Raw genomic sequence first — 23,197 nt, 5'->3', positions numbered from 1 at the left:
CTTTCGGCGCTGTCCATGTTAGTGCGGGAACAGAAACTCGCCGCCGATGAAGAAGATGGCAGAGACGACCAGCAGTATCAGGGCAGCGAGCAGCAGCCCACTCCGGTCCCGGCGCCGGAAAATAGCCATGCATCCAGTAGAGATGGCCGCAATGGCAAGGACTGCCAGGACCACTCCCACGTACGGTCCGGCAGCTGAGGGGAGGATGAGCAGGATGCTCCAGTACAGGGGATACAAGACGACAGCGGCTGCGAGCCAGAGAGCCCACCAACCCAAGCGCGTCGAAGGAGCGACCTTCCAGTCGGCGCCTTCTTCCCGGGTCTTCATGTTCTTGAAATTACGTCACCACAATCAAGGGCGGAAGGGCACATAGTCCCCACATTCAGTCCACCCGGATTAGTCTCTCGAAACCGAGCCTGCCGAACCGTCGAAGCACACCCGGGTTAAACAAAAGCAGGGCCGGTCAATGACCGGCCCTGCTTTATGAAACCTAAACGGTCCCGGGTATCTAAGAAATTAGATAGCCTGGATGTTTACAGCCTGGGGACCCTTGGGGCCCTGCTCGGTTTCGAAGGAGACCTTCTGGTTCTCTTCGAGGGAGCGGAAACCGGAGGAGTTGATCGCAGAGTAGTGTGCGAAAACGTCCTGTGAGGAGTCATCGGGGGAAATGAAGCCGAAGCCCTTTTCAGCGTTAAACCATTTGACGGTACCAGTAGCCATTTTTTTATGTCCTTCGTGAAGGTGGAGGAACTGTCCCGACTTTCGGGTCCTCCGGTGTGGGGTGTTCAAAACCGCTACTTCAGAAGAACGAGGACTTTCGACCTCGCGTACTGCCTGAACTACCAAATACAAACACAACAACGGTCTCTACTGTACACGGGTTTTCAGAGCAGGATGACCACGTGCCCCAGAGGGATGTCCGGGACGGTGATGGACCGCGTCGCCGAGAGCGCCGGCGCTGACGCTTTCCTGGGGCGTCGTCCGGGCCTCGACCGCGCCCCGTAACGGGGCATATCCTGCAGGCAGTCCATCTCTGGCAGCACGTTCCGGCAGAAAAGGGAGACGTTCACATGGAAATGCCCAAACCGTCCGACGCCGACAAGGAGCACTTCCGGAAGGTGGTGCCGGACCATCCGGATGTGGTGGTCAAGCCGATGTTCGGCAACCTGGGCGCCTTCGTCAACGGGAACATGTTCGCCGGGCTGTTCGGCCCCACGATCGGGGTCAAGCTCTCCGAGGCGGACAAACAGGAACTGGAAGGCACGGAACGGACCGTCCCGTTCGGCCCGCCGGAGCGGCCCATGGGCGGCTACACCGGGCTCCCGGAGGTGTGGAACGCCGAAGGCGACGGCGATGACGCCCGGGCACAGGCCTGGGCTGAGAAGGCGTACGAGCACGTCGCCAGCCTGCCGCCGAAAGAGCCGAAAGAGCCGAAAGCTTCGAAACCGAAGGCCGCGAAGAAGTAGCTCCTCCCGCGCGCAGATTCAGCCGCGGTTGTAGCGGGCAAGTGCTTCTTTGTAGACAGCGGCAATTTCCAGGTCGCCCCTGTCGGTGTACTTGGCGATGATGTTCGCGAGGTCGCGCTTGATGACCAAATGCGCGTCATACGGTTCACGCGGACGGCGAACGTAATCGTTCATGATTTCCCACCCACTTCCGCCTCTTCGCGCTCCAGCAGATAGCGAAGAAATGCCGCCTGGTTGTCGATTTCCCGCTGTTTGCGCGGGGAAATCCAATCCAGCAATTCCTGTTCGTTAACCATGATGCTCACTCCTTTCCGGTTATGAATTGATGGTGATCCCGCCCAGGCAAGATCCGCGAAAGTTTCAGGCAAGAAAAGCGAAGGTCTTGTCGGCGGCAGCGCAGGTAAGCACCGCTCAAAATCGACAGCTTTTGACACGCAGTTAACCACCCATTCACACCATCCTCGGCACCCGTCCAACCGGCCTCCGTACGGTCGACGCCATGGACACCAACATCTCGCGCAGATCACTTCTTTCCGTCGGCCTCGGGGCCGGGCTCGTCGCCGCCCTGCCGGGTGCCGCCGTCGCCGTTTCCACAGCGGACGACGCCGGGCTCCGCACCGATCCGTTTATGCTCGGCATCGCCTCCGGCGAGCCGTGGCCGGACGGCTTTGTGATCTGGACCCGGCTGGCCCTCGACCCGCTCGCCGGGGACGGGCTGGGCGGGATGCCGTCGCGGACCGTGCCGGTGGCCTGGGAGGTGGCCGAGGATGCCGGCATGCGCCGCGTGGTGGCGCGCGGCGTCGAACAGGCCCGGATGGAGAACGCCCACTCCGTCCACGTGGAGCTGCGTGGCCTGAAGCCCGGACGTGAATACTTCTACCGGTTCCGCAGCGGCCGGCACATCAGTGCCGTCGGCCGGACCCTGACCAGCCCCGCGCCGCACGAGACGCCGGCGGCACTGGCCATGGCGTTCGCCAGCTGCTCGCAGTATGAGCACGGCTACTTTACGGCTTACACGCGCCTGGCGGAGGACCACCCGGACCTGGTGCTGCACCTGGGCGACTACATGTACGAGTACAAGAAGGGCAGCTACGTGATCGGCGGCGGGAACCCCCGCGACCACGAAGGCCCGGAGACGTCCAGCCTCGCCGGCTACCGGCAGCGGCATGCGCAGTACAAGTCCGACGCCGACCTGCAGGCCGCGCACGCGATCGCACCGTGGCTGGTGGTCTGGGACGACCACGAGGTGGACAACAACTGGGCGGACGAGGTCCCGGAGAACACCGATGCGGGCCAGCTGAACGACACCACCGAACGCTTCCGGCAGCGCCGGGCCGCTGCGTTCAAGGCCTACTACGAGAACATGCCGCTGCGCGCGTCGTCGGTGCCGGCCGGGTTCGACATGAAGATCTACCGCACCATCCAGTGGGGCCAGCTGGCCAACTTCCACATGATGGACACCCGGCAGTATCGCGACGACCAGCTCGCCGGGGACGGCTGGAAGAAGAACGTGGCCGAACGCCTGGCCGAGGACCGCACCATCACCGGCGCCGAGCAGGAGAAGTGGCTGCTGGAGGGCTTCAAGAACTCCACCCAGCGCTGGGACATCCTGGGCCAGCAGGTGTTCTTCGCCGAGCGCGACCGCAACCAGGCGCCCGACATCGACGACGTGTCCATGGACGGCTGGGACGGCTACGCCGCCTCCCGTCGCCGCATCACGCAGGGCTGGGTGGACGCGAACGTGCGCAACGCCGTCGTCCTCACCGGCGACGTGCACCGGAACTGGGCCAACGACGTCAAGGTGGACTACAAGGACCCGGCCTCACCGGTGGTCGGTTCCGAACTGGTGTGCACGTCCATCACGTCGACCGGCGACGGATCGGGCTCCACGACGGACCCGACCATGGCCTGGAACCCGCATCTGAAGTTCTACAACGACAATCGCGGGTACGTGACCACGCGCATCACCAAGGAGGCGCTAACGGCTGACTACCGGGTGCTGGACCACGTGACCACGCCGGGTTCACCGGTTTCCACGAAGGCGTCGTTCGAGATCCGCGACGGCATGCCGGGGCTCGTGGCACGGGGGTAGGGTCCTCAGCTAAGCGCCCGGCGGGATTTCCCGCCGGGCGCTTGTGGTTGAGGCCGGTGGTTTCGCCCGTCGAAACCGGCCCGCAGACAATGTCAGCCCCGAGCTCTGCCCTGCAGTGCTGACTGCGACCGTAAACGAAGTAGTTCTTGCACAACGCCCTCGCCGTGCTCAGCGGCGAACGGCCGCCCGCACCGATCAACTAGGGCCGGACGGCGGCTGGCAACCGGCTTACGTTTCCAGCCGCCGCAGCGTTTCCCGGGCCCCGTGCTGGTGCAGGCTTGCCAGGGCGTCGGAATACTCGGCTACAAACCGTTCGTTGTCCATGAGGTCCCCGAAGACTTCCCGGTTCGAGATGAAGGACAGCGGGTCTTGCCGCTGACGTGCGGCGGCAGCCATGAGGGTGTCCCTGAGCCGGTCCACCACGTCAATCAGGTTGCCCTGTTCGTCCGCCCCTTCGGCATAGCGGGCCCAGCTGGCCACGATGGCCGAAGACCGCCGGATCTCTCCCCCGTTCTCGAGGTTGATCCGGACCACGGGCAGGAGCCACTTCGGGATCCGGTCCGAGCTCTCGGCGCACAGGCGCGCCAGGGTGTCCCGGACGTATTCGTTCGAGAAGCGCTCGATGAGTGTTCGCTTGTACGTGTCGAGGTCGATGCCGGGTACCGGGTGCAGCGTGGGGGTCGCTTCCTTGTCCATGTAGTCCAGTAGGAACCGCGCGAACAGCGGGTCCTGCGCCGCCTCGTGGGCGTAGCGGTAGCCGGCGAGGTGGCCGAAGTAGCACATGCCCTGGTGGCTGGCGTTGAGGAGCCGCAGCTTCATCAGCTCATAGGGCTCCACGTCGTCTACGAGCTGAACGCCGGCCTTTTCGAAAGGCGGCCGTCCGAGGCTGAAGTGGTCTTCCAGCACCCACTGTTCAAAGGGCTCGCAGACCACAGGCCAGCCGTCCTCCACGCCGAATTCCCCGGCGATTGCTTGGCGGTCCTCGTCGGTGGTGACGGGAGTGATCCTGTCTACCATGCTGTTGGGGAAGGGCACGTTCTCCGCCACCCAGGCGCCAAGGGCCGGATCCTTCAGGCGGGCAAATGCGGTGAACATCTTCCGTGCGACCTCGCCGTTGCCTTGGATGTTGTCGCAGGACATCACAGTGAACGGTTCCAGGCCCCGTTCACGACGGCGGCGCAGGGCTTCGGTGATGAGCCCGAACGTTGTCCGCGGAGCGGCAGCCGGCTGGAGGTCGTGGACCACATCGGGGTTCTCTACGTCGAAGTCTCCGGTGACATGGTGGAAGTTGTAACCGCCTTCGGTCACGGTCAGCGAAACGATCCGGACGCCGTCTGACGCCATTTTCTCGATGACCGCCTCGGGTTCATCGGGGGCGAAAAGGTACTCGATGATCGAGCCGATGACGCGGCCTTCGCGTGTACCGTCAGGGTTCTTGACCACCAGCGTGTAGAGGCAGTCCTGCTTGTCCATGACCTGCTTCATGCGCGCATCGCCGGGCAGGACACCTACACCGCAGATGGCCCAATCCTGTGCGAGGCCGGCACTCATCAGCTGGTCCAGGTACATGGCCTGATGGGCGCGGTGGAAGCCGCCGACGCCGAAGTGAACGATGCCGGCAGTCAAGGCCGACCGGTCATAGGACGGCTTGCCCAGGCTCGCCGGGAGTCCCGCAAGTGTTGCCTCTGTGAGCGTTTGCACGTGATTCTTCCTTTCAGTGCGGGCCGTCAGCGGCCCGGGTAGACGACGGCTTTGAGCTGGCCGGGCTGTTTGCCGGCCTTGAGCGCGTCTTCGGATTCGGCCAGGGAGAACTTTGCGGTGACCAGGATGTCCAGGTCCACCTTCCCGTCGGCGATCAGCTGGATGGCCAGCGGCCAGGTGTTGGTGTACCGGAACACGCCGGAGAGCCAGATCTCACGGTTCTGGATGTACGAAACGGGGAGTTCGACGTCGTCCGCCCCCAACCCGACCAGGATGACCCGTCCGGCGGGGCCGACGGCCTTGATCCCGGAACGGACCGCCTGCGGGGCGCCGGAAGCGTCAATGAACGCATCGACGTCGAGCCCTTCCACACTGTCCGTCCTGGCGTTGAGGGCGTGGGTGGCGCCGTGTTCCAGGGCGAACGCGAGCCGGTCCTCGGCGATGTCGCTGATGTAGATTTCGGTGGCGCCGAAGGCACGGGCGGCCTGGGCGGCGATGATGCCGATCGGGCCGGCACCGGCGATCAGGACCCGGCTGCCGGGCTTGATCTCCGCCCGCTCGCAGGCCCACAGACCTACCGAGAGCGGTTCGATCAAGGCAGCCGCCTCGTCGCTGACGCTGTCCGGGATGTCGTAGGCGAAGTCGGACTGGATGGTGACGTATTCGGCGAAGGCGCCGTCGATCGGCGGGGTGGCGTAGAACTCGATGTCCGGGCACAGGTTGTAGCGGCCGGCCTTGCACTGCTTGCATGTGCGGCAGGGACGCTGCGGTTCGACGGCGACCCGGTTGCCGATGCGGGCAGGGTCAACGGCGCTTCCGACGGCGGCGATCCGGCCGGAAAGTTCGTGGCCGAGGATCAGTGGGTGGTCCACCACGAAGTCGCCGATCCGTCCGTGCTCGTAGTAGTGCACGTCGCTGCCACAGACGCCGACGGCGGCGACCTGGACCAGGACCTGGTCGGCGTCGAGCTGCGGCAGGGGCAGGGTTTCCATAGCCATGTCGCCCTGGCGCCTCAGGACATTGGCGCGCATGGTGGTGGGCAGTTCCGGCTGTCCGAGGGCCGGGGGCGCGGACTGTGTGGTTGATGTCGTCATCGAGGTGTTCCTTGAAGATCGGGAGGGAAGGGCGTTAGTTGACGGCGTTATTTGACGGCGCCGAGGGAGAGGCCCTGGACGAGCTTGTCCTGGGCAGCGAAGCCGGCAAACAGCACCGGGAGTGAGATCACGACGGCGGCCGCGCACACCTTGGCGAGGAACAGTCCCTGGCCGGAGACGAAGCCGGTCAGGAAGACCGGCGCGGTTCCGGCGACGACGCCGGTGAGGACCCGGGCCAGGAGGAGTTCGTTCCAGCTGAAGATGAAACAGATCAGGGCCGTGGCGGCGATGCCGGGCATCGCCACGGGGGCGATGATCTTGCGGAGGGTCAGGAGCAGGTTGGCGCCGTCGATCTGGGCTGCTTCCAGCATTTCCACGGGCACCTCTGCAAGGAACGACCGCATCATCCACACCGCGATGGGAAGGTTCATGGACGTGTACATCAGGATCAGGAACCAGATGTTGTCCAGGGCCCCGACCGTCCTGGCGAACAGGTAGAGCGGCAGGATCGCCGCAACCACCGGCATCATTTTGGTGGAAAGGAAGAAGAACATCACGTCGGTCCACTTCTTCACCGGCCGGATGGACAGGGCATACGCAGCGGGAATGGCCAGTACCAGGACCAGGACCGTGGACAGGATCGAAGCGGTGGCGGAGTTGATCAGTGCCGGCCACGGGCTGACGCCGGACGTTTCCCCGAAGAACTCCCGGTACGCGTCCAGGGTGAGGTTCGCGGCGATGGACGGCGGGTTGGTGGCGGCGTCGGTTTCCGAGTGGAAGGAGGTGAGGATCATCCACACGACGGGGGCGGCGAACAGCAGGGCCAGCAGCCAGGCGGCGAGTCCGGCGGCGGTGTTGTTGCGGGTGGGGTCCATGCGTGACTTGCCGCGCCGGAGTGGTCCGGTGGTTGAGCTGGCACGTGATGTTGAACGGGCAGGGTCCGACTTGCGTGGTGCGGCAGGAGTGAGCGTGCTCATCGTGCTGCCTCCTTCTTGAAGAGCGAAAAGACGGTGCGGAGGGCAAAGGTGGCCACGATGATGGTGCCGATGACCACCACGACGCCGGCGGCGGACGCCAGGCCGTATTCGTTGGCGAAGTAGAAGGTCTGGTAGATCGCGTAGGGCAGGTTGGCCGTGCCCAGGCCCCCGGCAGTAAGGGTGAAGACGGCGTCGAAGTTCTGCACGATGTAGATGGCTCCGAGCAGGCCGCCCAGTTCCAGGTACTGGCGCAGGTGCGGCAGGGTCAGGTGCCGGAAGATGGCCCACGGGGTGGCGCCGTCCATCTGGGCGGCTTCCACGGTATCCATGGGGCGGGACTGCAGGCCGGCGAGCAGGATGAGCATCATGAACGGGGTCCACTGCCAGACCAGGGAGACGATGACGGCCATCATCGGTGCCTGGGACAGCAGGTCCAGCTGGGGCGCAGTGTCATTGCCGAAGAGGGACCAGACCCAGGTCAGGATGCCGTTGATCAGCCCGTACGTGGGGTTGAGCAGGGCGTGCTTCCAGATCAGGGCCGCGGCGACGGGGACCACCAGGAACGGTGCGATCAGCAGGGTCCGGGCCAGTCCGCGGCCGATGAACTTCTTGTCCAGCAGCAGTGCCAGGCCCAGGCCGAGGAGCAGGCTGGCCAGTACCACGGAGACGGTGAGGAGGATGGTGGTGAAGATCGCCTGGCGCAGGTCCGGGTCGGTGAGGACCGTGGCGTAGTTCTCCAGGCCGGCGAAGGCGGTCTTGTCCGGGCTCAGGCTGTTCCAGTTCAGGAACGAGATGATCAGGGTCACCACGAACGGAAGCTGGGTGACCAGGATGAGGAAGATCAGGGCCGGAAGCAGCGGTGCCCGCCGCGCCCAGGCCAGGGCGCGTTCCCGCGACCGGCTGTCTCGTGAAGGTGTGGCTGCATTGCGTCCCGGGCGGGAGATGCGCGCCGTTGCGGTAGTCATGAGGTTCTCCTGCGGTTCGGTTCTGGCTACTTGTACTTGTTGCCGGCTTTTTGGGCGGCTTCCTGGCCCTTGGCCAGAGCGTCTGCCACGGTGCCCTGGCCGGCGATGGCGGAGCTGACCCCCTGGGAGACGCTGGTGCCCAGGGCAGCGAACTCGGGTATGCCCACAAACTGGATCCCGACGGCCGGGCGTTCCTGCGCGCCAGGGTTCTTCGGGTCGGCATTCTCAATGGCGAAGCGTTCGGCCTCGAAGAACGGTGCGGCCTGCTGGAATTCAGTGTTCTCGTAGGTGGAGATCCGCTTTCCGGAGGGGACCTTCGCCCAGCCGAGCTTGGCGGCGACCAGTTCCTCGTATTCCTTCGAGCTGGCCCAGGCGATGAACTTCCCGGCGGCATCCTGCTTCTTGGAGGCAGCCTGCATGGCCCAGGACCAGGTCCACAGCCAGCCGGATGACTTGGTCTCCTTGACCGGGGCCTGGGCGTAGCCGATCTTGCCCTTCACCGGGGACGCCTCGGATTCCAGCGCGCCGGCGGCCGACGTGGCGTCGTACCACATGGCCACCTTGCTTTGGCTCATGTTGTTCAGGCACTCGGTGAACCCCGCCTGTGCGGCACCCAACTCCCCGTGCTCGCGGACCAGCTTGGTGTAGAACTCGACGGCGGCGGTGAACTCCGGGCTGTTGACCTGGGCGTTCCAGTCCTTGTCGAACCAGGTCCCGCCGTACGTGTTGACCACGGTGGTCAGCGGCGCGAAGACCTGGCCCCAGCCCGGCTGGCCACGCAGGCAGATGCCTTTCATCCCGGGCGCCGCGCCGTCCACCTTGGCTGCGATCTCCGCCACCTCGTCCCAGGTGGGTTTCGCCGGCATGGTCAGGCCCTTGGACTCCAGGACGTCCTTCCGGTACATCAGGAACGAGGACTCGCCGTAGAACGGTTCGCCGTAGAGCTTGCCGTCCGCACCGGTGAGGGACGCCGTGTAGGCCGGCAGGATGTCGTCCTGGTCAAATCCGGGGGCCTGGGCCACGTTGTCCAGCGGCGCCAGCCAGCCGTTGGCCGCGAAGAACGGAATCTCGTAGTTCGACAGCGAGGCCACGTCGTACTGGCCGGCCTGGCTGGAGAACTCCTGGCTGATCTTGGCCCGGACGTCGTTCTCCGGCAGCACGGTGTAGTTCACCTTGATGCCGGTTTCCTTGGTGAAGTTGTCCGCGGTGAGGCGCTGCAGGTCCTCCATCTGGGGGTTGTTCACCATCAGGACGTTGATGCTGTTCGGGTCTCCGGCGGAATTGCCGCCGCCGGCACCTGCGCAGGCAGGGACGGAAAGTGCGATGCAAAGGGCACCGGCCGCCATCGAGGCGGCGCGCATCTTGGGACGCATAAGAACTCCTTTGTACTCAAAGTCGGGGTGCCACTCCCGGCCGCTGTCGTGCGGGCCGGAGCGGACGGGACCGTTTCAGGTCCGGGTGTGCAACTTCGGTTCTTTCCGAAGCATGTGTGCTCATTTGAGCGGATGTGAATTGCTCATCTGTCATGTGACTCTAGTCATATATACTCGTTTGAGCAAGAGGCGCGACTCAAATGATCAAGAACGGGAAGAGGTGACCACATGCCCGATCGCTCGCACGACGAGCTCCTGGCTCGCATCAGCAGCGAGTACTACCTGGAAAACCGTCCCAAGGTGGAGATTGCTGCCAGCTACGACATTTCACGCTTCCAGGTGGCACGGCTGCTCACCGAAGCACTCGAGAAGGGCATCGTGGAAATCAAGGTGCATTTCCCGTCGCGGGTGTCCAGCGATGACATCCGCCGCCTGGAGTCCGCGCTGAACATCCCCGAGGTGATTGTTGCGGACTCGAACGGCGACGAAGTCCAGGCCCGCGGCATCCTGGCCAAGGCTGCCGCCGCCGAGGTTTCACGCCAGGCTCCGTCCCACGGGACCATGGGCATTTCCTGGTCGCGCACCCTTGATGTTGCGTCGCGGCTGGTCCGGGAACTGCCCCGCTGCGACATCGTCCAGCTCGCTGGTGCACTCCCCGCTGAAGCGGACAGCAATCCGTTGGAGCTTATCCAGCGGCTGGGGCGCCTGAGCGGCGGCCTCACCTGGCCGCTGTGGTCACCGCTGGTTGTTGAAGATCCGACGACGGCATCGGGCTTGCGCCGCCAGCCCGAGATCGCGGGTGCCTTGGCAAAAGCCGACTCACTCGACCTGGCCGTCGTGGCCATCGGCGCCTGGAAGCCCGGCACCTCCACCATTTGGGACCGCGCCAGCGCCGAGCTGCGCCAGGCCGCAGTCGACGCCGGCGCAGTGGCCGAGTGTTCCGGCCGGCTGCTGGACGCAGCGGGTGTTCCGGTGGAATCGGGCCTGGACGAGCAGATCATCGCCGTCACCATCAAACAGCTGCAGCGGACCCCCAAGGTGATTGCAGTTGCGCAGGGGAAGGCGCGGGCTGAAGCGGTGCTGGCCGTGGCCAGGGCCGGCTTCGTCACCACGCTGATCCTCGATGCCCCGCTCGCGCAGGCGATGACTGACCTGATCAATGAGGAGAACAGTCAATGAGCGTTGTTGTCGGGGTGGACTCCTCCACCCAGTCCTGCAAGGTGCTGGCCGTGGACGCTGAAAGCGGTGACGTTGTCTCGGCGGGTGCGGCCACCCACCCCGACCTCACCGCGGTGGACCCGCAGGTCTGGACTTCGGCATTGCGGGAAGCGTGGCGTTCCGCGGGCGCGGACCGGCTGGGCGGTTCGGTCGAGGCTGTCGGCATTGCCGCGCAGCAGCACGGGATGGTTGCCCTGGATAGCTTCGGGACGCCCGTGCACGATGCCCTGTTGTGGAACGACACCCGCAGTGCTGCAGACGCAGCACGGCTCCGGGACGAACTGGGGCCAGAAGCCTGGGTCGAGGCCGTGAACTTGGTCCCGGTGGCGTCGTTCACCATCTCCAAGCTCGCGTGGCTGGCCCGGAACAAACCGGAGGCCGCGGGCCGCGTGGACCAGGTAGTCCTTCCCCATGACTGGCTCAACGGAGCCTTGGGCGGCGAGTTCACCACGGACCGCAGCGATGCCTCCGGCACAGGTTATTTTTCCCCGGTGACGGACAGCTACCGGACCGATTTGCTGGAGCGCTTCTTCGGCAGCATCCCCCGCCTTCCGCGCGTGGTGGCGTCAAACGAGCAGGCCGGAACCGTGCAGACCGGTTGGGGCATTGACGGCGCGGTCCTCGCGGCCGGCGCCGGGGACAACGCGGCGGCCGCATTGGGGCTGGGCCTGCGCCCGGGCGAGGTGGTGGTCTCAATCGGCACCTCCGGAACCGTCTTCACCAGCACACCCTCCGCCATGCCGGATCACACCGGTGCGATCGCGGGATTCGCGGATGCCACGGGCGGCCATTTACCCCTGCTGGCCATGCTGAATTCCGCCCGCGTTATGGCCGCCACCGCCGCCATGCTGGACGTCGACCTTGCCAGGCTTGATGCGCTGGCGCTGGCCGCCGGGAGCGACGCGGAGGGTCTCACCTTCCTCCCCTATCTGGACGGCGAGCGGAGCCCGAACCTTCCGCACGCACGCGGATGCCTGGCCGGACTCACCCGCAGCAACATGACTCCGGAAAACCTTGCCCGCGCCTCCGTGCTGGGCGTGCTGAACTCGCTGGCCGACGCCATCGACGTCCTGAGGCAGTCCGGCGGCACCCCGGACAAGGTTCTCCTCATCGGCGGCGGCTCGAAATCGCAGGCTTTGCGGCAGGCCGCTGCAAGCATTTTCAACCTGCCCGTCGAGATCCCGGAGACCAGGGAATACGTTGCACTGGGCGCAGCCAGACAGGCCGTCTGGGCGGCAACCGGCGAGCTTCCTGACTGGAAGCGCAGCATTGAAGCTGCCTACGAACCTGCCGGGGACTGGGGCTTCGGCGTCCGGGACCGCTACGCTGAGGCCCGCAAGGGCTTTTACGGGGTGTGAGCTGAGCGCCTGGCGCCACTTGTCCAACAAACAAGTCACACGTGTCGTACGCTGGAATTCCCGAACACCACTAAGCGAGGAATAACGTGCACGAGGACGCCGCCAGGTTCCTGTCCCAGCCGGTGGAGGCCCAGCCCGGCTCGCCGCTCCGGGTAGCCGTGTACTCCCGGATCGCCGAGGCCATCCGCAACAACCTGCTGACGCCCGGCTCGATGCTCCCCACCGAAACGGAGCTCGGCGCGGACATGAAGGTCAGCCGCACCGTGGTCCGCGAAGCCCTGATGCTGCTCGAAGAGGACGGCCTCATCCGGGCCCGCCGGGGCGTGGGCCGGTTTGTCGCCGACACCCTCCCCCGCATCGGCATCGAACGGATCCGGCCCTTCGAGGAAGTCCTCGGCGGCCCCGGACAGCACATCGAAATCAAACGCATCCAGCGCCAGCGGCAGCCCGCCTCCGAGTTCGTCGCCCCCGGCGTGGGCGTGGAGCCCGGCGCCGACTGCTGGCTCTGGGAGTCAGTCCTGATCCGCGACGGTGAAGCCATCGCCCACCTGCAGGAAAACATCTCTGCCCGGCCGGTCAGCCTGGGCAGCAGTTCCACCGCCGCCGCGCCGCTGGAAATCGACGACGACGGCGGCAGCACCCTGCTTGCCAGCCTGAACAGCCGCTTCGGCCGGGTCCTCGGACCGGGCGAGTGCCAGATCAGTCTCAGCCAGGTGGGCCCCAGCCGGGCCAAGCTACTGGACCTGCGAGCCCCGGATCCGGTCCTCGTGCTGACGCAGTACGTCAGGCACGCGAACCGGCCCTTCTACCTGGCTAAATGCCTGATCGCGGCACGCGCCGGGCACCTCTCCGTGATGCAGTCCCTGCAGTCCTAGTCCAACCGCAGCCGGATTTAATTTCACTTGATACCGTATCGAGTGAACGGACGGCTGTAATGTGGCCTCATGACCCCCGACGCTCCTCACATAACCACCGCCTCGCGTGCGACGGACCGCCCCGGTGATACATCGCCTTTCGCTCTCGGCCTGCTGCTGCGCCGTGCGCACTGGCACGCGGCCACGGTGATGGCGGAAGCACTCCGGCCGCTCGGCATCGAATTGCGGCATTTTGCCGTGCTGATCGTGCTAGTCGACCGCGGGCCCACGGTGCAGCGGGACTTGGCGGCGGCGACGGGGTCGGACAAGGCGGGCATCATGCGGGTCGTGGACGACCTGGAGCGTAAGGGGCTGGCTGTACGCAAGCCCGTTCCGGGGGACCGTCGGGCGCGGGCAGTGGAGATCACGCCTCAGGGACTCGAGCTTTTCGACGCAGCCCATGTGGCGGCGGAGCCGCTGGCTGAGCGTCTGGTAGCCGAACTGGGGCCCGGCGAGCCCGCGCAACTGACGGATCTGCTGACCCGTATTACCCATCCCGCAGGCACTGAAGCGTAAGCGCGCGCCCGCGCACGGGATGCCTGCCGCGTGAGGCCCTCTATGGGTTAGGGGTTACCTGGCGAGGCGCGCCGCGAGTTCCTTGGCCATGGTGGCCGCTTCCTCGAAGGCGCGCTCGCGGGAGGCCTCGTAGAGCGGGACCAGTTCAGACATGGCCGGATTGCGGGGGGCCATGGTGAGTTCCGGGACGATGAAGTCGAGGTCCAGGCCGAGGGTGCCCTTGAGCACGGCTTCCAGATAGTTCTGCACGAACTCGTAGCCCTGGCGCGGGGTGCCCGGCGCGTAGGAGCCACCGCGGCTGGCGACGACGGTGACCGGGGTGCCCTGGGCGGAGGGGGTCCCGCCGGCGGTGCGTCCGAGCAGGATCACGTTGTCCAGCCACGCCTTGAGGGTCGATGGGATCGAGAAGTTGTACATCGGGGCGCCGATCAGGACCGCGTCCGCCTGCTCCAGCTCCTCGATGAGCTTCTCGCGCGCGGCGAACTCGGCGGACTGCCCCGGCGTGCGCTGGGACGGGGCGGCGAAACCGGCGGTGTGGGCGTCAGCAGAGATGTGCGGGACAGGATCAGCGGCGAGGTCACGGTAGATCACCGCGCCCTCCGGGTGCTGCTCCTCCCAGACTTTGCGGAACGCGTCCCCGACCGACCGGGACGAGGACGCCTCGCCGGGGAATACGGACGAGTCGATATGCAACAGCGTGGCCATGGGTTTTCTCCTAAGAACGGCGCCCGAGGTGGGGAACCAAGGGCTGAGGATTCATACTCGTAAGATAGTTACGTACGAGATAGTATTGAATGATACCATCTTGGATGTAATAGAAATGAACACGTTGAGAGAATGGGAGATTGCCCATCATGGACGTCTATGAAGCGGTCACGAGCCGGCGGGCGGTGCGTGGATTCACAGATCAGCATGTCCCGAAGCACGTAATGGAGGGCGTGCTGTCCGCCGCGGCCTGGTCGCCGTCGTCATCGAACCTCCAACCGTGGCACGCTTACGTATTGACCGACGGGCCGCTGGCCGAACTCAAAAAGCGCGCCGGTGAGCGCCTGGCCGCAGGCGACCCCTGGGACGAGCCGGAGTACGAGATGTACCCGCCCGCACTGAAGTCCCCATACCAGGAACGCCGATCTGCCTTCGGCGAGCAGCGCTACGGAGCACTCGGTATTCCGCGCGAGGACTTGGAGTCGAGACAGCGGGCCGCTGCCGCGAACTGGGACTGTTTCGGCGCGCCCGCCGCCCTGTTCTGCTACATCGATCGCGACATGGGCCCGGCCCAGTGGGCCGACGTCGGCATGTATCTGCAGACCGTCATGCTGCTCCTCCGCGCCGAAGGGCTGCACAGCTGCCCGCAGATGGCTTGGGCGAAGTACCACAAGACCGTCGCGGAGGTCCTGTCACCCCCGGATGAGCTTGTCCTCTTCTGTGGCATGTCGATCGGGTTCCGGGACGTCACAATGGGCGACGCCCGTACGGGCCGGGCGGCGCTGGACGAGACGGCCACGTTCGTCGATGCTTACTAACACCGGCCGCCCCCGGCCGATCTACTCCGACAGAAGTTATCCGAGATTGGTACATGCCACCCACGCGTGGTTCATGCGCCATGCATTGCACATACCCCCAACGAAAGGCATGTCATGAAATTCGCAGTCATCGGCGGTACCGGGCTGATCGGGTCCCAGGTCGTCAAGAATCTGAACGCCGCCGGACACGAGGCGGTACCGCACTCGCAGTCCACCGGAGTCGACGTCATCAGCGGCCAAGGCCTGGACGAGGCGCTGGCGGGAGCCGACGTGGTCGTCAACCTGACGAATTCCCCAACCTTCGACGAAGCCTCCCTGGCGTTCTTCCAAGCCTCGATGGACAACCTCCTGGCCGCGGCCCGGAAGAGCGGCGTCGGCCACTTCGTCATCCTCTCGATCGTCGGCACGGACCAGGTGCCGGAGCTGGATTACTACCGGGCCAAGGCGCTCCAAGAGGACATCCTCGCGGCCGGGCCGATCCCCTACTCCATTGTCCGGGCGACCCAGTTCATGGAGTTCATCGACGCCGTCCTATCCTGGACCGCCGACGGCGACACCGTCCGGTTACCGGCCACGCCGATCCAGCCGATCGCGGCCAAGGACGTGGCCAAGGCGGTAGCGGAGGTCGCCGCGGGCAACCCGCTGAATGGCATTCACAACATCGCCGGCCCCGAGATCTTCCCCCTGGACGAGCTGGGCCGGATCACACTGTCCCGCAAGGGCGACAACCGTATCGTCGTTACCGACCCCGCCGCCGGCATGTTCGCCGTCGTCAAGGGTGACGTCCTCACGGACAAGGACGCTCACCTCGCCCCCACCCACTACGCCGACTGGCTCTCCTGACACGCTCGCGCTCCAGCACCACCCAGTGGCGGGCGCCGGGCTGCTCAGGCCTGCCGAGCAACCCAAGGGTCCCCGCCGCGGGGCTGTTAGGAACAGCTGACCGGGCGTATGGTTCGTTCATGGATCGGATTCGGGCCATCCTTCTCCCCGGGAGCGTGCTTCCCGCGCAACAGGCGTACGGCGCGCTGACGGCGGCACTGGGGCCCGACGTCGACGCTGTTGCCAAGGACCTGGAACTCTACGCGGGCGACGTGCCGCCGCCAGGCTGGAGCCTGGACACGGAGATCGACGGCGTGCTGCGCGAAGCCGATGCCCGTGGGTGGGAGACGTTCCATCTTGCGGGCTATTCGGGTGGCGGCGCGGCGGCGCTGGCTTTCGCCGCCAAGCATCCGGACCGGCTGCTGAGCCTGGCGCTGCTGGAGCCGGCCTGGGCAGGGAACTGGGACTGGAGCCCGGCGCACACTGAGCTGTGGAAGGTCTATGAGCGGTTGGAGGACCTGCCGCCTGAGCAGTTCATGCCCGCCTTCATGAGGCTGGGAGTGAAGCCCGACGTCGTCCTTCCGCCGCCGCCGCCGGGTCCCCCGCCGCCGTGGATGGCCAAGCGGCCCGCGGGCATCAGGGCGTTCCTGCGCACCTTCAAGAGCTACGACTTGGACCGGGCGCGCTTGGCGGCCTTTCGCCCACCGGTGTTCTTCGCCCTCGGCGGCCTGAGCAACCCGGATGACTTCGGCGACATCGCCGGCCGGCTGTCCAGGGTCTTCTTCCCGGACTTCCGCCTGGAGGTGTTCCCCAAGCGGCACCACTTCGATCCGCCACACCGGATCGAGCCTGAGCGGCTTGCCGAGCTGCTGCGGGCGCACTGGGCGCGGGCGGAACGCGAGAGTGCGGCATCCGCTGGCTCCTGACTTTGCAGGAGTGAACGGGTCCGCGACGTTGAAGGCGTTCCCTGAACCCGTCAGGGAGCGAGCAGCCCGTCAGCGACGATCGCAAGCATCGATGCCACTGAGTCTGCGGGAAGCTCGCTGTTGTCTGCCACTGCGGCCATGCCGCCAACAAGCCGACTGATTTGAATGGCCTCAACGCCGGGGCGCAGGGCCGAGTCCAACCCGTCAATCAGGCGCTGATTCGCGTTGACGTACGTCGTGCATTTTGCTGCGAATGGAGACCCTGGATCGCCCAGCGCAGCGGTGATCCGCGCGGCTGCACCCTTGTGTTCTGTCAGCATCGCCGCATAGTCGGTCAGCCAGGTCAACAGCCGCTCCCGCGCGGAGGCATCGAGCGAAAGCGCCCTGTCGACTGCCGCGTTGACGTTCCCCGCCCAGGCCTCAAGGACCGCGTCGTACAGCGACTCTTTGGTCGGGAAGTGCCGGTAGAGCGTGCCGGGCCCCACCTCGGCCCCTTTGGCCACCTCGTCCATCGAAACGGCGTCGAAGCCTTTGGCGCGGAACAGCGCACGTGCAACCTCCACGATCCGATCGCGGTTGCGTTGAGCGTCAGCGCGCACAGAAACACCTTTCAAGCCAGCATTGCAAAACGGAGAGAGTCTCCGTATAGTTCTAACCGGAGCTTCTCTCCTCTTAGTGTACGTCAGCCCTTCGGCTAGAACAGGACACCAACCCATGACATCCACAATCGCCACACGGGCGCCCGCCGGGATCGCCCGGACAAGCGGTAATCCGCGCCGCGCCGGCAGCATTGGCCTCGGGCTGGTCATGCTTGCCCAACTCATGCTTGTCCTCGATGCGACCGTCGTAAACGTCGCACTCCCCCACATCGCCACCGACCTCGATTTCACCCCGGCCCAGCTCAGCTGGGTCCTGAACGGCTACGCCGTTGCCTTCGGCGGCCTCCTGCTGCTCGGCGGACGGATCGGAGACGTCTTCGGCCGTCGCCGCACGTTCCTGGTGGGCGTGGCAGTCTTCACGGTCTTCTCGCTGCTCGGCGGCCTGGCCACCTCACCCCTTCTCCTCGTCATCGCACGCGCACTCCAAGGCCTCGGTGCCGCGTTCGCCGCCCCGAGCGTGCTCGCGCTCATCACCACCAGCGCGCGGGACGACGGCGCACGGAACCGGGCGCTTGCATTGTTCTCCGCCGTCGCCTCGATGGGCGGCGCGCTCGGGCTCATTCTTGGCGGCCTGCTCACCGACCTGGCCAACTGGCGGTGGACCCTCTTCATCAACGTGCCGATCGGCGTCGTCGTCCTCCTTGCCGTACCGCGCCTCGTCGCCGAAACTCCGCGGAGACCCGGGCGCTTCGACATTCTCGGAGCGGTGACCGCAACGGGCGGCGCCGTCGCCATCGTGTGGGCTCTCATCCAGGCGGGCGACGACGGCTGGTCCAGTCCCCGCACGATCGGCGGGCTGGTGGTCGGCGCAGCGCTGCTCACCGTGCTCGCCTTCACCGAGCGGAGAGTGGCCCACCCTCTGTTGCGCCCGCAGCTGCTCCGCAGCCCGAGCCGGGTGGCGGCGCTGGCGGCGATGGCGGCCACCTATGGCGGGATGCTGGCGATGTTCTTCCTCATGGTCCAGTACCTCGAAAACGATCTACACCTCACGCCGCTGCTGACGGGGCTGGCGTTCCTGCCGATGCCCCTGAGCACATTCGCGATGTCGCGGATCGTCCCGCGACTGGTCGAGCGCTTCGGGGCTGTCCGCCTCGTCATCCTCGGCACCGCACTTCGCGTGGTCGCCTTCCTGCCGCTCACGCAACTGAGTCCGGACACCCCCTTCGTGATCGTCATGGTTGCCCTGCTCTTGACGGGAATCTCAGCCGGCATGACGTTCATGCCGCTCACGACGCTCGCGCTTCGCAACGTCGAACCCGAGCACGCAGGGTCCGCCTCGGGGCTTTTCCAAACAATGCAGCAACTTGGCGGCGCCGTTGGACTGGCCATCGTGGCTTCGACCTACGCGGCCTTCGCCGTCCCCGGCGACTTCCTGACCGGCGGACGGGCCGGGTTCTGGTCAGCGACCATCCTCTCCGCCCTCGCGCTGGCAGCCGTCGTCGGGCTGGTCATCAGACCTCGGAAGGTGGCATGAGCGCACCCGCTCGCCGGACGCCCTAGGGCCGAAGCCATCCGTCAGTACTCCATTACAGGCGGGGCGGAAAATACGGCAACGACGGCAGCTGCGGACGACGCACGCCGAGCCGACATGGAGAGTGCGAGAAGGGAACGTTCGCTCACGCTCAGGACATCCGTGGCTATCTCAGCGGTAGCCCTATTTGCGTCGCTTGGCGCACCCAAATAACCGCCCATAATCAATCAGGTGGGGTCTAACCAGATAAAGAGTGCTGCTGAGAAAGAGAAGCACGACCGGCGTCACGAGGCTTACACGGGGCTCTTCGCATCCCTGACGGCGAAGAGAAAGGCCCTTGTCTCAATGAGGTGTGAAGACAGAGCCCCGGGTAATAGCGTGGATCGTGAACAACAGCTGGCCATTGATGCGTTGACGAAAGCAGCTGACGCAGCTTGGAATCAGTCATTGAGCAGAACCGACCTCTATGCCACCAATAGGCTGAGAACAGCGATCCGGGACCTGAAGTTTGTAGAACTCAGTACCCACTCCGTCAAAGGGTCGGCTGGCGTCCTACTTGGACCAAATCCTGGAAGTTCTCATGAATACGCAGCACGCGAAGCCACCTTTGCGAATTTTGACTCTAAAGTCGTGGCCATTCGAAAGGTAATCCGGGAAGACTTGGGCCTGGACGACGGCTGACTGACCGACCAAACCAGACGGTGCGGACAGGCGGGGATGCCTGTGACGGGTCGGGATGGTACCTAGGTAGGCCGGTTATCTCTTGCCCCACTTCGAGGGCACTGCCTCTGTCGCCCCCCGCATCGAAGTCGGAGTGGTGGCGGGTGATGGGCTCGCGGGACGGGTGGCGACCTTTGTCGTGGAGGCCGTTGTTCTCGGTGTCAGTGCCTTGGGAACAGCCGGCGGGGCAGCCGTGGCCTCGACGGGCTGCGAACGACCCAAGAGTACGCCGCTGAGGATCGCCAGGGCCAGCACTACGACCGATGCCACCGCAAACAGGACGGTGCGCATACCCTTGCGCCGAGGATCACTATCCATGGAGACAGTGCAGGTCAGTCAGTCCGATCTTATCTCCGGCGCCGGTATGGTCCTCAAGCTTGACTATGGCGTCTTTGCCTTGAGTGAGAGCGGCAGTGATGCTGTTCGTCATCCCCACCGAGGCGCCGCCTCTGTCGATGGTGGCAGCCACATACAGCCCGCCCGCGCAACCGTTGGGCGCCATTGTCGTTACATGTACATAGCTGCAGTTCGAGTATCCGCAGGTGTATTCGGACTTGTCGGCGTACTGGTAGTAGAAGTCTCCGGCGAACTGAGTCCAGCCCTGGGCTTCCATCTGCCTCTTCACGGAATCAGATTGCCGTGTTGCCTGGCTAGCGTTGAAAGCGGCGGCGTCCGCAGCCGCCTTCTCGGACTTCGCCTTGTTGTCCTTTGCCACCTGGGCCCAGAAGGCCGCTGAGTCCTCTTCCTTCTTCTTCTCGGTCGCTTCTGTCTTTGCGTGCTCGGCTGCGTGGGCCTCGGCGGCCTGGTTTGCCGGCAGCCCCACACCGAACCACCACCCGCCAGCGACAAGAGCCACGAGGGCGACAGCTAGGGCGGCGATAGTCAGGGCCGTTCGGTTACGCTTCCGCGGCTTCTGCCCAGGCAGAGGCAGTCCCTTCGTCGGATAGATCTGCATGTTTCCCCCTATTGACTGCCGGACGGCGCCGGCGATGACATCTCCTCTGACCATAATGGACTCGCCGCATTACGTGATGAACTATTGGGGTGTCCCCGGACTCCGGAGAGCCACTACGAAGCAGTGAACTTGGCGAGTCAAGCTGGGCAGTCGGAGCCCGAGGCCGCTGCAACCAATATTGCAACCAATCTCACACTGACAAGATCGCCCGTATGGGACCCGTTTGCGTCATCGGACGAATCCCTTAGCGTGCTTCCGAACAGTTTCGAACATCGACACCTGACGTCACGCAGACTTGAACCGCGAGGCTATCGACTCATGCATCCTCCCCACATCTACGTCGCCTGCTGTATGCTCTGTAAGCACTTTGGCTAACCGTTTCGGCCAGAGCACGTGAACGCTACGAGTCGAAAACGCACCCCCGATCAGGGGCCAGTCTGCTTCGATGAAGCACAGCGCCCCGGCGACCGGAACATCCCCGACGAGGTCGCGCATGACGTCGACCTGTTTGAGCACCCCATCGACCAATTTCGTGCAATCACGCCGGCCAACGAGGAGCTTCTCGACGCGTGGGCGAAGGATGCCACCCTCGACCTTCAGTTCGGGCCGTCCTTTATAGCGCTTGGCATCGATAACCCAGATTCCACCGGGAGTGATGGCGATGTGGTCGATGTTGGCCTTCGAGCCGGGGATACGTCGGTCGTGGAGGACAGCCAGGCCATCAGCGGCCAGGGCATTTAGCCGAGCGCCCAGACGTTCCTCACCGATCGCGCCTCGATCCCAGGACCTGGTGTGCGGCCGCTCGTCAGAGAGGGCGACTGCGAGGCCACCGAAGCGACCCCACTTTTCGCGGAGCTTCTCCTCGTCCTTCGCCTTGCGGCGCTCATATTCGCGACGGGCGGACGACCCGGCTAGTCCGGACTCCGCGGACAACGACTCATCACAATGTGGTTCCAGGGCGGGGGACATAGTTTCCGACGCCTCGGGAGCACACTCCAAGCAGCGGACGGTCTTCGTCTCGCTCTCATAGATCGCTTCCGTCCCGGCCGGAAGAGAGGCATCGCACAGCCAACACGCTCCGGCGTACCGGAGCCTCATCTGCTTCATGAAGATGCACTTTGGATAACCGGCACGGATCCAGTCTGCTTGTAGACCACGGCGAATAGGCCGCGGATGCCCTTTGCCATGGCTCAATCCTCACCTACGGCACGAACTTTTTCGGGGGTGCCACGCGTAGCTGCATCCAAAGAACTCTCGAACTGTCCCAATGAAGTGGGACTTCGTTGCAAAGATGCCTTGACAAGGGGTCGCCGCAAGGACACCCTGACGTTATGGCGAGGTACAGCGGCGGGCCAACTGTCCATAGGGCAATGAAAGGGCCTCGATCGACGGGATCGTCCATGTCGAGCCCACAGAGCTGGAAGGCAGAGGTAACCGCCACCCTGATGGCTATCCAGCAGGTCCGCCAGACGTGCGATCACACTGAACTCACGACCGTGAAGTACGCACGGAAGGCGGGCCTGTCCTGGGCAGAGATCGCCGCGGCCCTTGGGGTCACGCGCCAAGCGGCGTGGGAGCGATGGCACGAAATCGACGACACCCTGCCCGAGGGCGACACGTGGGGCCCCTTCTCACTGAACGACACGGTGCCCGAGCGCTTTCGCAAACCCGGGTGAGTAATTATCAGTCATTGGCACTACTCCGCCAAGGGAGTCCTCAGCGATTACGAAAGCAACGGCCGCTCCGGACATGCGAACACCGAACAAAGCTTCCTCGAAACTGACTTCCACATTTTACGAGACACACCGAAGCAGCTCTGACGCAACTGATCGGTCTCGCCCTCGTTTCGACGCAGCAGAACTCCACCGACCGACAGCAGGCGGGTCTTCTGGCAGCCTGCGTCCGGCGCAATGACCTCTAAGAATAAATGTTTGTTACCTTATGACGCCCCAGCTGAGACTGGGACTCCAGCCTCGAGCGAAAACACACGGCCGAGAACTGAGCCGAAGACCCCATGCCGCCTAACGACTTGCAACAAACGCTTCACACTTGTCGTACTCTGGAATTTTCGAACACCTCTAATCTAGGAATAACGTGCACGAGGACGCCGCCAGGTTCCTGTCCCAGCCGGTGGAGGCCCAGCCCGGCTCGCCGCTCCGGGTTGCCGTGTACTCCCGGATCGCCGAGGCCATCCGCAACAACCTGCTGACCCCCGGCTCGATGCTCCCCACGGAAACGGAGCTTGGCGCGGACATGAAGGTCAGCCGCACCGTGGTCCGCGAAGCCCTGATGCTGCTCGAAGAGGACGGCCTCATCCGGGCCCGCCGGGGCGTGGGCCGGTTTGTCGCCGACACCCTCCCCCGCATCGGCATCGAACGGATCCGGCCCTTCGAGGAAGTCCTCGGCGGCCCCGGACAGCACATCGAAATCAAACGCATCAAACGCAT

The 23,197-nt window shown here is 64.9% G+C and carries 26 protein-coding genes; 13 read left to right on the top strand and 13 right to left on the bottom strand.

Features of this window, described 5'->3' with window-relative positions; translation table 11 throughout:
- Positions 1-18: 18 nt before the first annotated feature.
- A complete protein-coding gene (locus tag AC1DRE_RS24220; protein ID WP_476987026.1) occupies positions 19-327 on the bottom strand; it encodes a hypothetical protein in 309 nt (102 codons plus the stop codon).
- Between the two features lie 189 nt (positions 328-516).
- Positions 517-720, bottom strand: a complete 204-nt coding sequence (locus AC1DRE_RS24215; RefSeq protein WP_003806113.1) for a cold-shock protein — start codon at positions 718-720, stop codon at positions 517-519.
- 350 nt (positions 721-1,070) lie between these two features.
- Between AC1DRE_RS24215 and AC1DRE_RS24210 the strand changes: the two genes are divergently transcribed.
- The gene (locus AC1DRE_RS24210; RefSeq protein ID WP_476987025.1) at positions 1,071-1,466 is read left to right on the top strand and encodes a TfoX/Sxy family protein; all 396 of its coding nucleotides are present in this window, start codon (positions 1,071-1,073) and stop codon (positions 1,464-1,466) included.
- Between the two features lie 18 nt (positions 1,467-1,484).
- Here AC1DRE_RS24210 and AC1DRE_RS24205 read toward each other — a convergent pair whose 3' ends face one another.
- Both AC1DRE_RS24205 and AC1DRE_RS24200 read right to left on the bottom strand, forming a co-directional pair.
- A complete protein-coding gene (locus AC1DRE_RS24205; protein WP_476987024.1) occupies positions 1,485-1,640 on the bottom strand; it encodes a hypothetical protein in 156 nt (51 codons plus the stop codon).
- Entirely contained in the window at positions 1,637-1,762 is a 126-nt protein-coding gene (locus AC1DRE_RS24200; RefSeq protein WP_476987023.1) for a hypothetical protein, read from the bottom strand. The genes AC1DRE_RS24205 and AC1DRE_RS24200 overlap by 4 nt, the downstream gene beginning before the upstream one ends.
- A gap of 203 nt (positions 1,763-1,965) precedes the next feature.
- Between AC1DRE_RS24200 and AC1DRE_RS24195 the strand changes: the two genes are divergently transcribed.
- Complete coding sequence (locus AC1DRE_RS24195; protein WP_476987022.1) at positions 1,966-3,558, top strand: alkaline phosphatase D family protein; 1,593 nt, start codon at positions 1,966-1,968, stop codon at positions 3,556-3,558.
- A gap of 228 nt (positions 3,559-3,786) precedes the next feature.
- On the opposite strand, the gene AC1DRE_RS24190 is transcribed toward AC1DRE_RS24195, so the two are convergent.
- From AC1DRE_RS24190 to AC1DRE_RS24170, 5 genes are read right to left on the bottom strand one after another with little or no spacing between them, the layout of a single operon-like run.
- The gene (locus tag AC1DRE_RS24190; protein WP_476987021.1) at positions 3,787-5,259 is read right to left on the bottom strand and encodes a mannitol dehydrogenase family protein; all 1,473 of its coding nucleotides are present in this window, start codon (positions 5,257-5,259) and stop codon (positions 3,787-3,789) included.
- Positions 5,260-5,285: 26 nt separating this feature from the next.
- A complete protein-coding gene (locus tag AC1DRE_RS24185) occupies positions 5,286-6,353 on the bottom strand; it encodes an NAD(P)-dependent alcohol dehydrogenase (protein WP_476987020.1) in 1,068 nt (355 codons plus the stop codon).
- Between the two features lie 47 nt (positions 6,354-6,400).
- On the bottom strand, positions 6,401-7,330 hold the full coding sequence (locus AC1DRE_RS24180) for a carbohydrate ABC transporter permease (RefSeq protein WP_476987019.1): 930 nt from the start codon (positions 7,328-7,330) through the stop codon (positions 6,401-6,403).
- The gene (locus AC1DRE_RS24175) at positions 7,327-8,295 is read right to left on the bottom strand and encodes a carbohydrate ABC transporter permease (RefSeq protein WP_476987018.1); all 969 of its coding nucleotides are present in this window, start codon (positions 8,293-8,295) and stop codon (positions 7,327-7,329) included. The genes AC1DRE_RS24180 and AC1DRE_RS24175 overlap by 4 nt, the downstream gene beginning before the upstream one ends.
- Before the next feature lie 26 nt (positions 8,296-8,321).
- A complete protein-coding gene (locus AC1DRE_RS24170) occupies positions 8,322-9,668 on the bottom strand; it encodes an ABC transporter substrate-binding protein (RefSeq protein ID WP_476987017.1) in 1,347 nt (448 codons plus the stop codon).
- Between the two features lie 228 nt (positions 9,669-9,896).
- Here AC1DRE_RS24170 and AC1DRE_RS24165 point away from each other — a divergent pair, with 228 nt between their 5' ends.
- The 4 genes from AC1DRE_RS24165 (at position 9,897) to AC1DRE_RS24150 (ending at position 13,674) form a co-directional block, all read left to right on the top strand.
- A complete protein-coding gene (locus tag AC1DRE_RS24165; RefSeq protein WP_476987016.1) occupies positions 9,897-10,847 on the top strand; it encodes a sugar-binding transcriptional regulator in 951 nt (316 codons plus the stop codon).
- On the top strand, positions 10,844-12,244 hold the full coding sequence (gene xylB, locus AC1DRE_RS24160) for a xylulokinase (protein WP_476987015.1): 1,401 nt from the start codon (positions 10,844-10,846) through the stop codon (positions 12,242-12,244). Before AC1DRE_RS24165 ends, xylB begins: the two co-directional genes overlap by 4 nt.
- Before the next feature lie 86 nt (positions 12,245-12,330).
- On the top strand, positions 12,331-13,119 hold the full coding sequence (locus AC1DRE_RS24155) for a GntR family transcriptional regulator (RefSeq protein ID WP_476987014.1): 789 nt from the start codon (positions 12,331-12,333) through the stop codon (positions 13,117-13,119).
- 69 nt (positions 13,120-13,188) lie between these two features.
- Positions 13,189-13,674, top strand: a complete 486-nt coding sequence (locus AC1DRE_RS24150) for a MarR family winged helix-turn-helix transcriptional regulator (RefSeq protein WP_476987013.1) — start codon at positions 13,189-13,191, stop codon at positions 13,672-13,674.
- Positions 13,675-13,728: 54 nt separating this feature from the next.
- Here the strand turns inward: AC1DRE_RS24150 and AC1DRE_RS24145 are convergent, their stop codons facing one another.
- Entirely contained in the window at positions 13,729-14,379 is a 651-nt protein-coding gene (locus AC1DRE_RS24145; protein ID WP_476987012.1) for an FMN-dependent NADH-azoreductase, read from the bottom strand.
- A gap of 149 nt (positions 14,380-14,528) precedes the next feature.
- Between AC1DRE_RS24145 and AC1DRE_RS24140 the strand changes: the two genes are divergently transcribed.
- The 3 genes from AC1DRE_RS24140 to AC1DRE_RS24130 all read left to right on the top strand — a co-directional run bounded on the left by AC1DRE_RS24140 (position 14,529) and on the right by AC1DRE_RS24130 (position 16,945).
- Positions 14,529-15,197: a nitroreductase gene (locus AC1DRE_RS24140; protein WP_476987035.1), complete on the top strand. Its 669-nt coding sequence runs from the start codon at positions 14,529-14,531 to the stop codon at positions 15,195-15,197.
- A gap of 114 nt (positions 15,198-15,311) precedes the next feature.
- On the top strand, positions 15,312-16,040 hold the full coding sequence (locus tag AC1DRE_RS24135; protein WP_476987011.1) for an SDR family oxidoreductase: 729 nt from the start codon (positions 15,312-15,314) through the stop codon (positions 16,038-16,040).
- 119 nt (positions 16,041-16,159) lie between these two features.
- On the top strand, positions 16,160-16,945 hold the full coding sequence (locus AC1DRE_RS24130; protein WP_476987010.1) for an alpha/beta fold hydrolase: 786 nt from the start codon (positions 16,160-16,162) through the stop codon (positions 16,943-16,945).
- 50 nt (positions 16,946-16,995) lie between these two features.
- Here the strand turns inward: AC1DRE_RS24130 and AC1DRE_RS24125 are convergent, their stop codons facing one another.
- Positions 16,996-17,544, bottom strand: coding sequence for a TetR/AcrR family transcriptional regulator (locus AC1DRE_RS24125; RefSeq protein WP_476987009.1), 549 nt, complete (start codon positions 17,542-17,544; stop codon positions 16,996-16,998).
- A gap of 115 nt (positions 17,545-17,659) precedes the next feature.
- Between AC1DRE_RS24125 and AC1DRE_RS24120 the strand changes: the two genes are divergently transcribed.
- Both AC1DRE_RS24120 and AC1DRE_RS24115 read left to right on the top strand, forming a co-directional pair.
- Entirely contained in the window at positions 17,660-19,078 is a 1,419-nt protein-coding gene (locus AC1DRE_RS24120; protein ID WP_476987008.1) for an MFS transporter, read from the top strand.
- A 228-nt stretch (positions 19,079-19,306) separates the two neighbouring features.
- A complete protein-coding gene (locus AC1DRE_RS24115; RefSeq protein ID WP_476987007.1) occupies positions 19,307-19,756 on the top strand; it encodes a hypothetical protein in 450 nt (149 codons plus the stop codon).
- A gap of 349 nt (positions 19,757-20,105) precedes the next feature.
- On the opposite strand, the gene AC1DRE_RS24110 is transcribed toward AC1DRE_RS24115, so the two are convergent.
- Together AC1DRE_RS24110 and AC1DRE_RS24105 are read right to left on the bottom strand one after the other, a co-directional pair.
- Entirely contained in the window at positions 20,106-20,750 is a 645-nt protein-coding gene (locus AC1DRE_RS24110; protein ID WP_476987006.1) for a hypothetical protein, read from the bottom strand.
- Positions 20,751-21,035: 285 nt separating this feature from the next.
- Positions 21,036-21,719 carry a nuclease-related domain-containing protein gene (locus tag AC1DRE_RS24105; protein WP_476987005.1) on the bottom strand — a complete coding sequence of 228 codons (684 nt, stop codon included), beginning with the start codon at positions 21,717-21,719 and terminating at the stop codon, positions 21,036-21,038.
- A gap of 431 nt (positions 21,720-22,150) precedes the next feature.
- Here AC1DRE_RS24105 and AC1DRE_RS24100 point away from each other — a divergent pair, with 431 nt between their 5' ends.
- Both AC1DRE_RS24100 and AC1DRE_RS24095 read left to right on the top strand, forming a co-directional pair.
- On the top strand, positions 22,151-22,426 hold the full coding sequence (locus tag AC1DRE_RS24100) for a hypothetical protein (protein ID WP_476987004.1): 276 nt from the start codon (positions 22,151-22,153) through the stop codon (positions 22,424-22,426).
- Between the two features lie 418 nt (positions 22,427-22,844).
- On the top strand, positions 22,845-23,197 hold a 353-nt coding region (locus tag AC1DRE_RS24095), incomplete at its 3' end, for a GntR family transcriptional regulator (protein WP_476987003.1).

This window comes from Arthrobacter sp. P4_H3 (assembly GCF_056400885.1).
The sequence above is the reverse complement of the archived record's forward strand: the minus strand, read 5'-3'. Positions and strand labels throughout refer to the sequence as shown.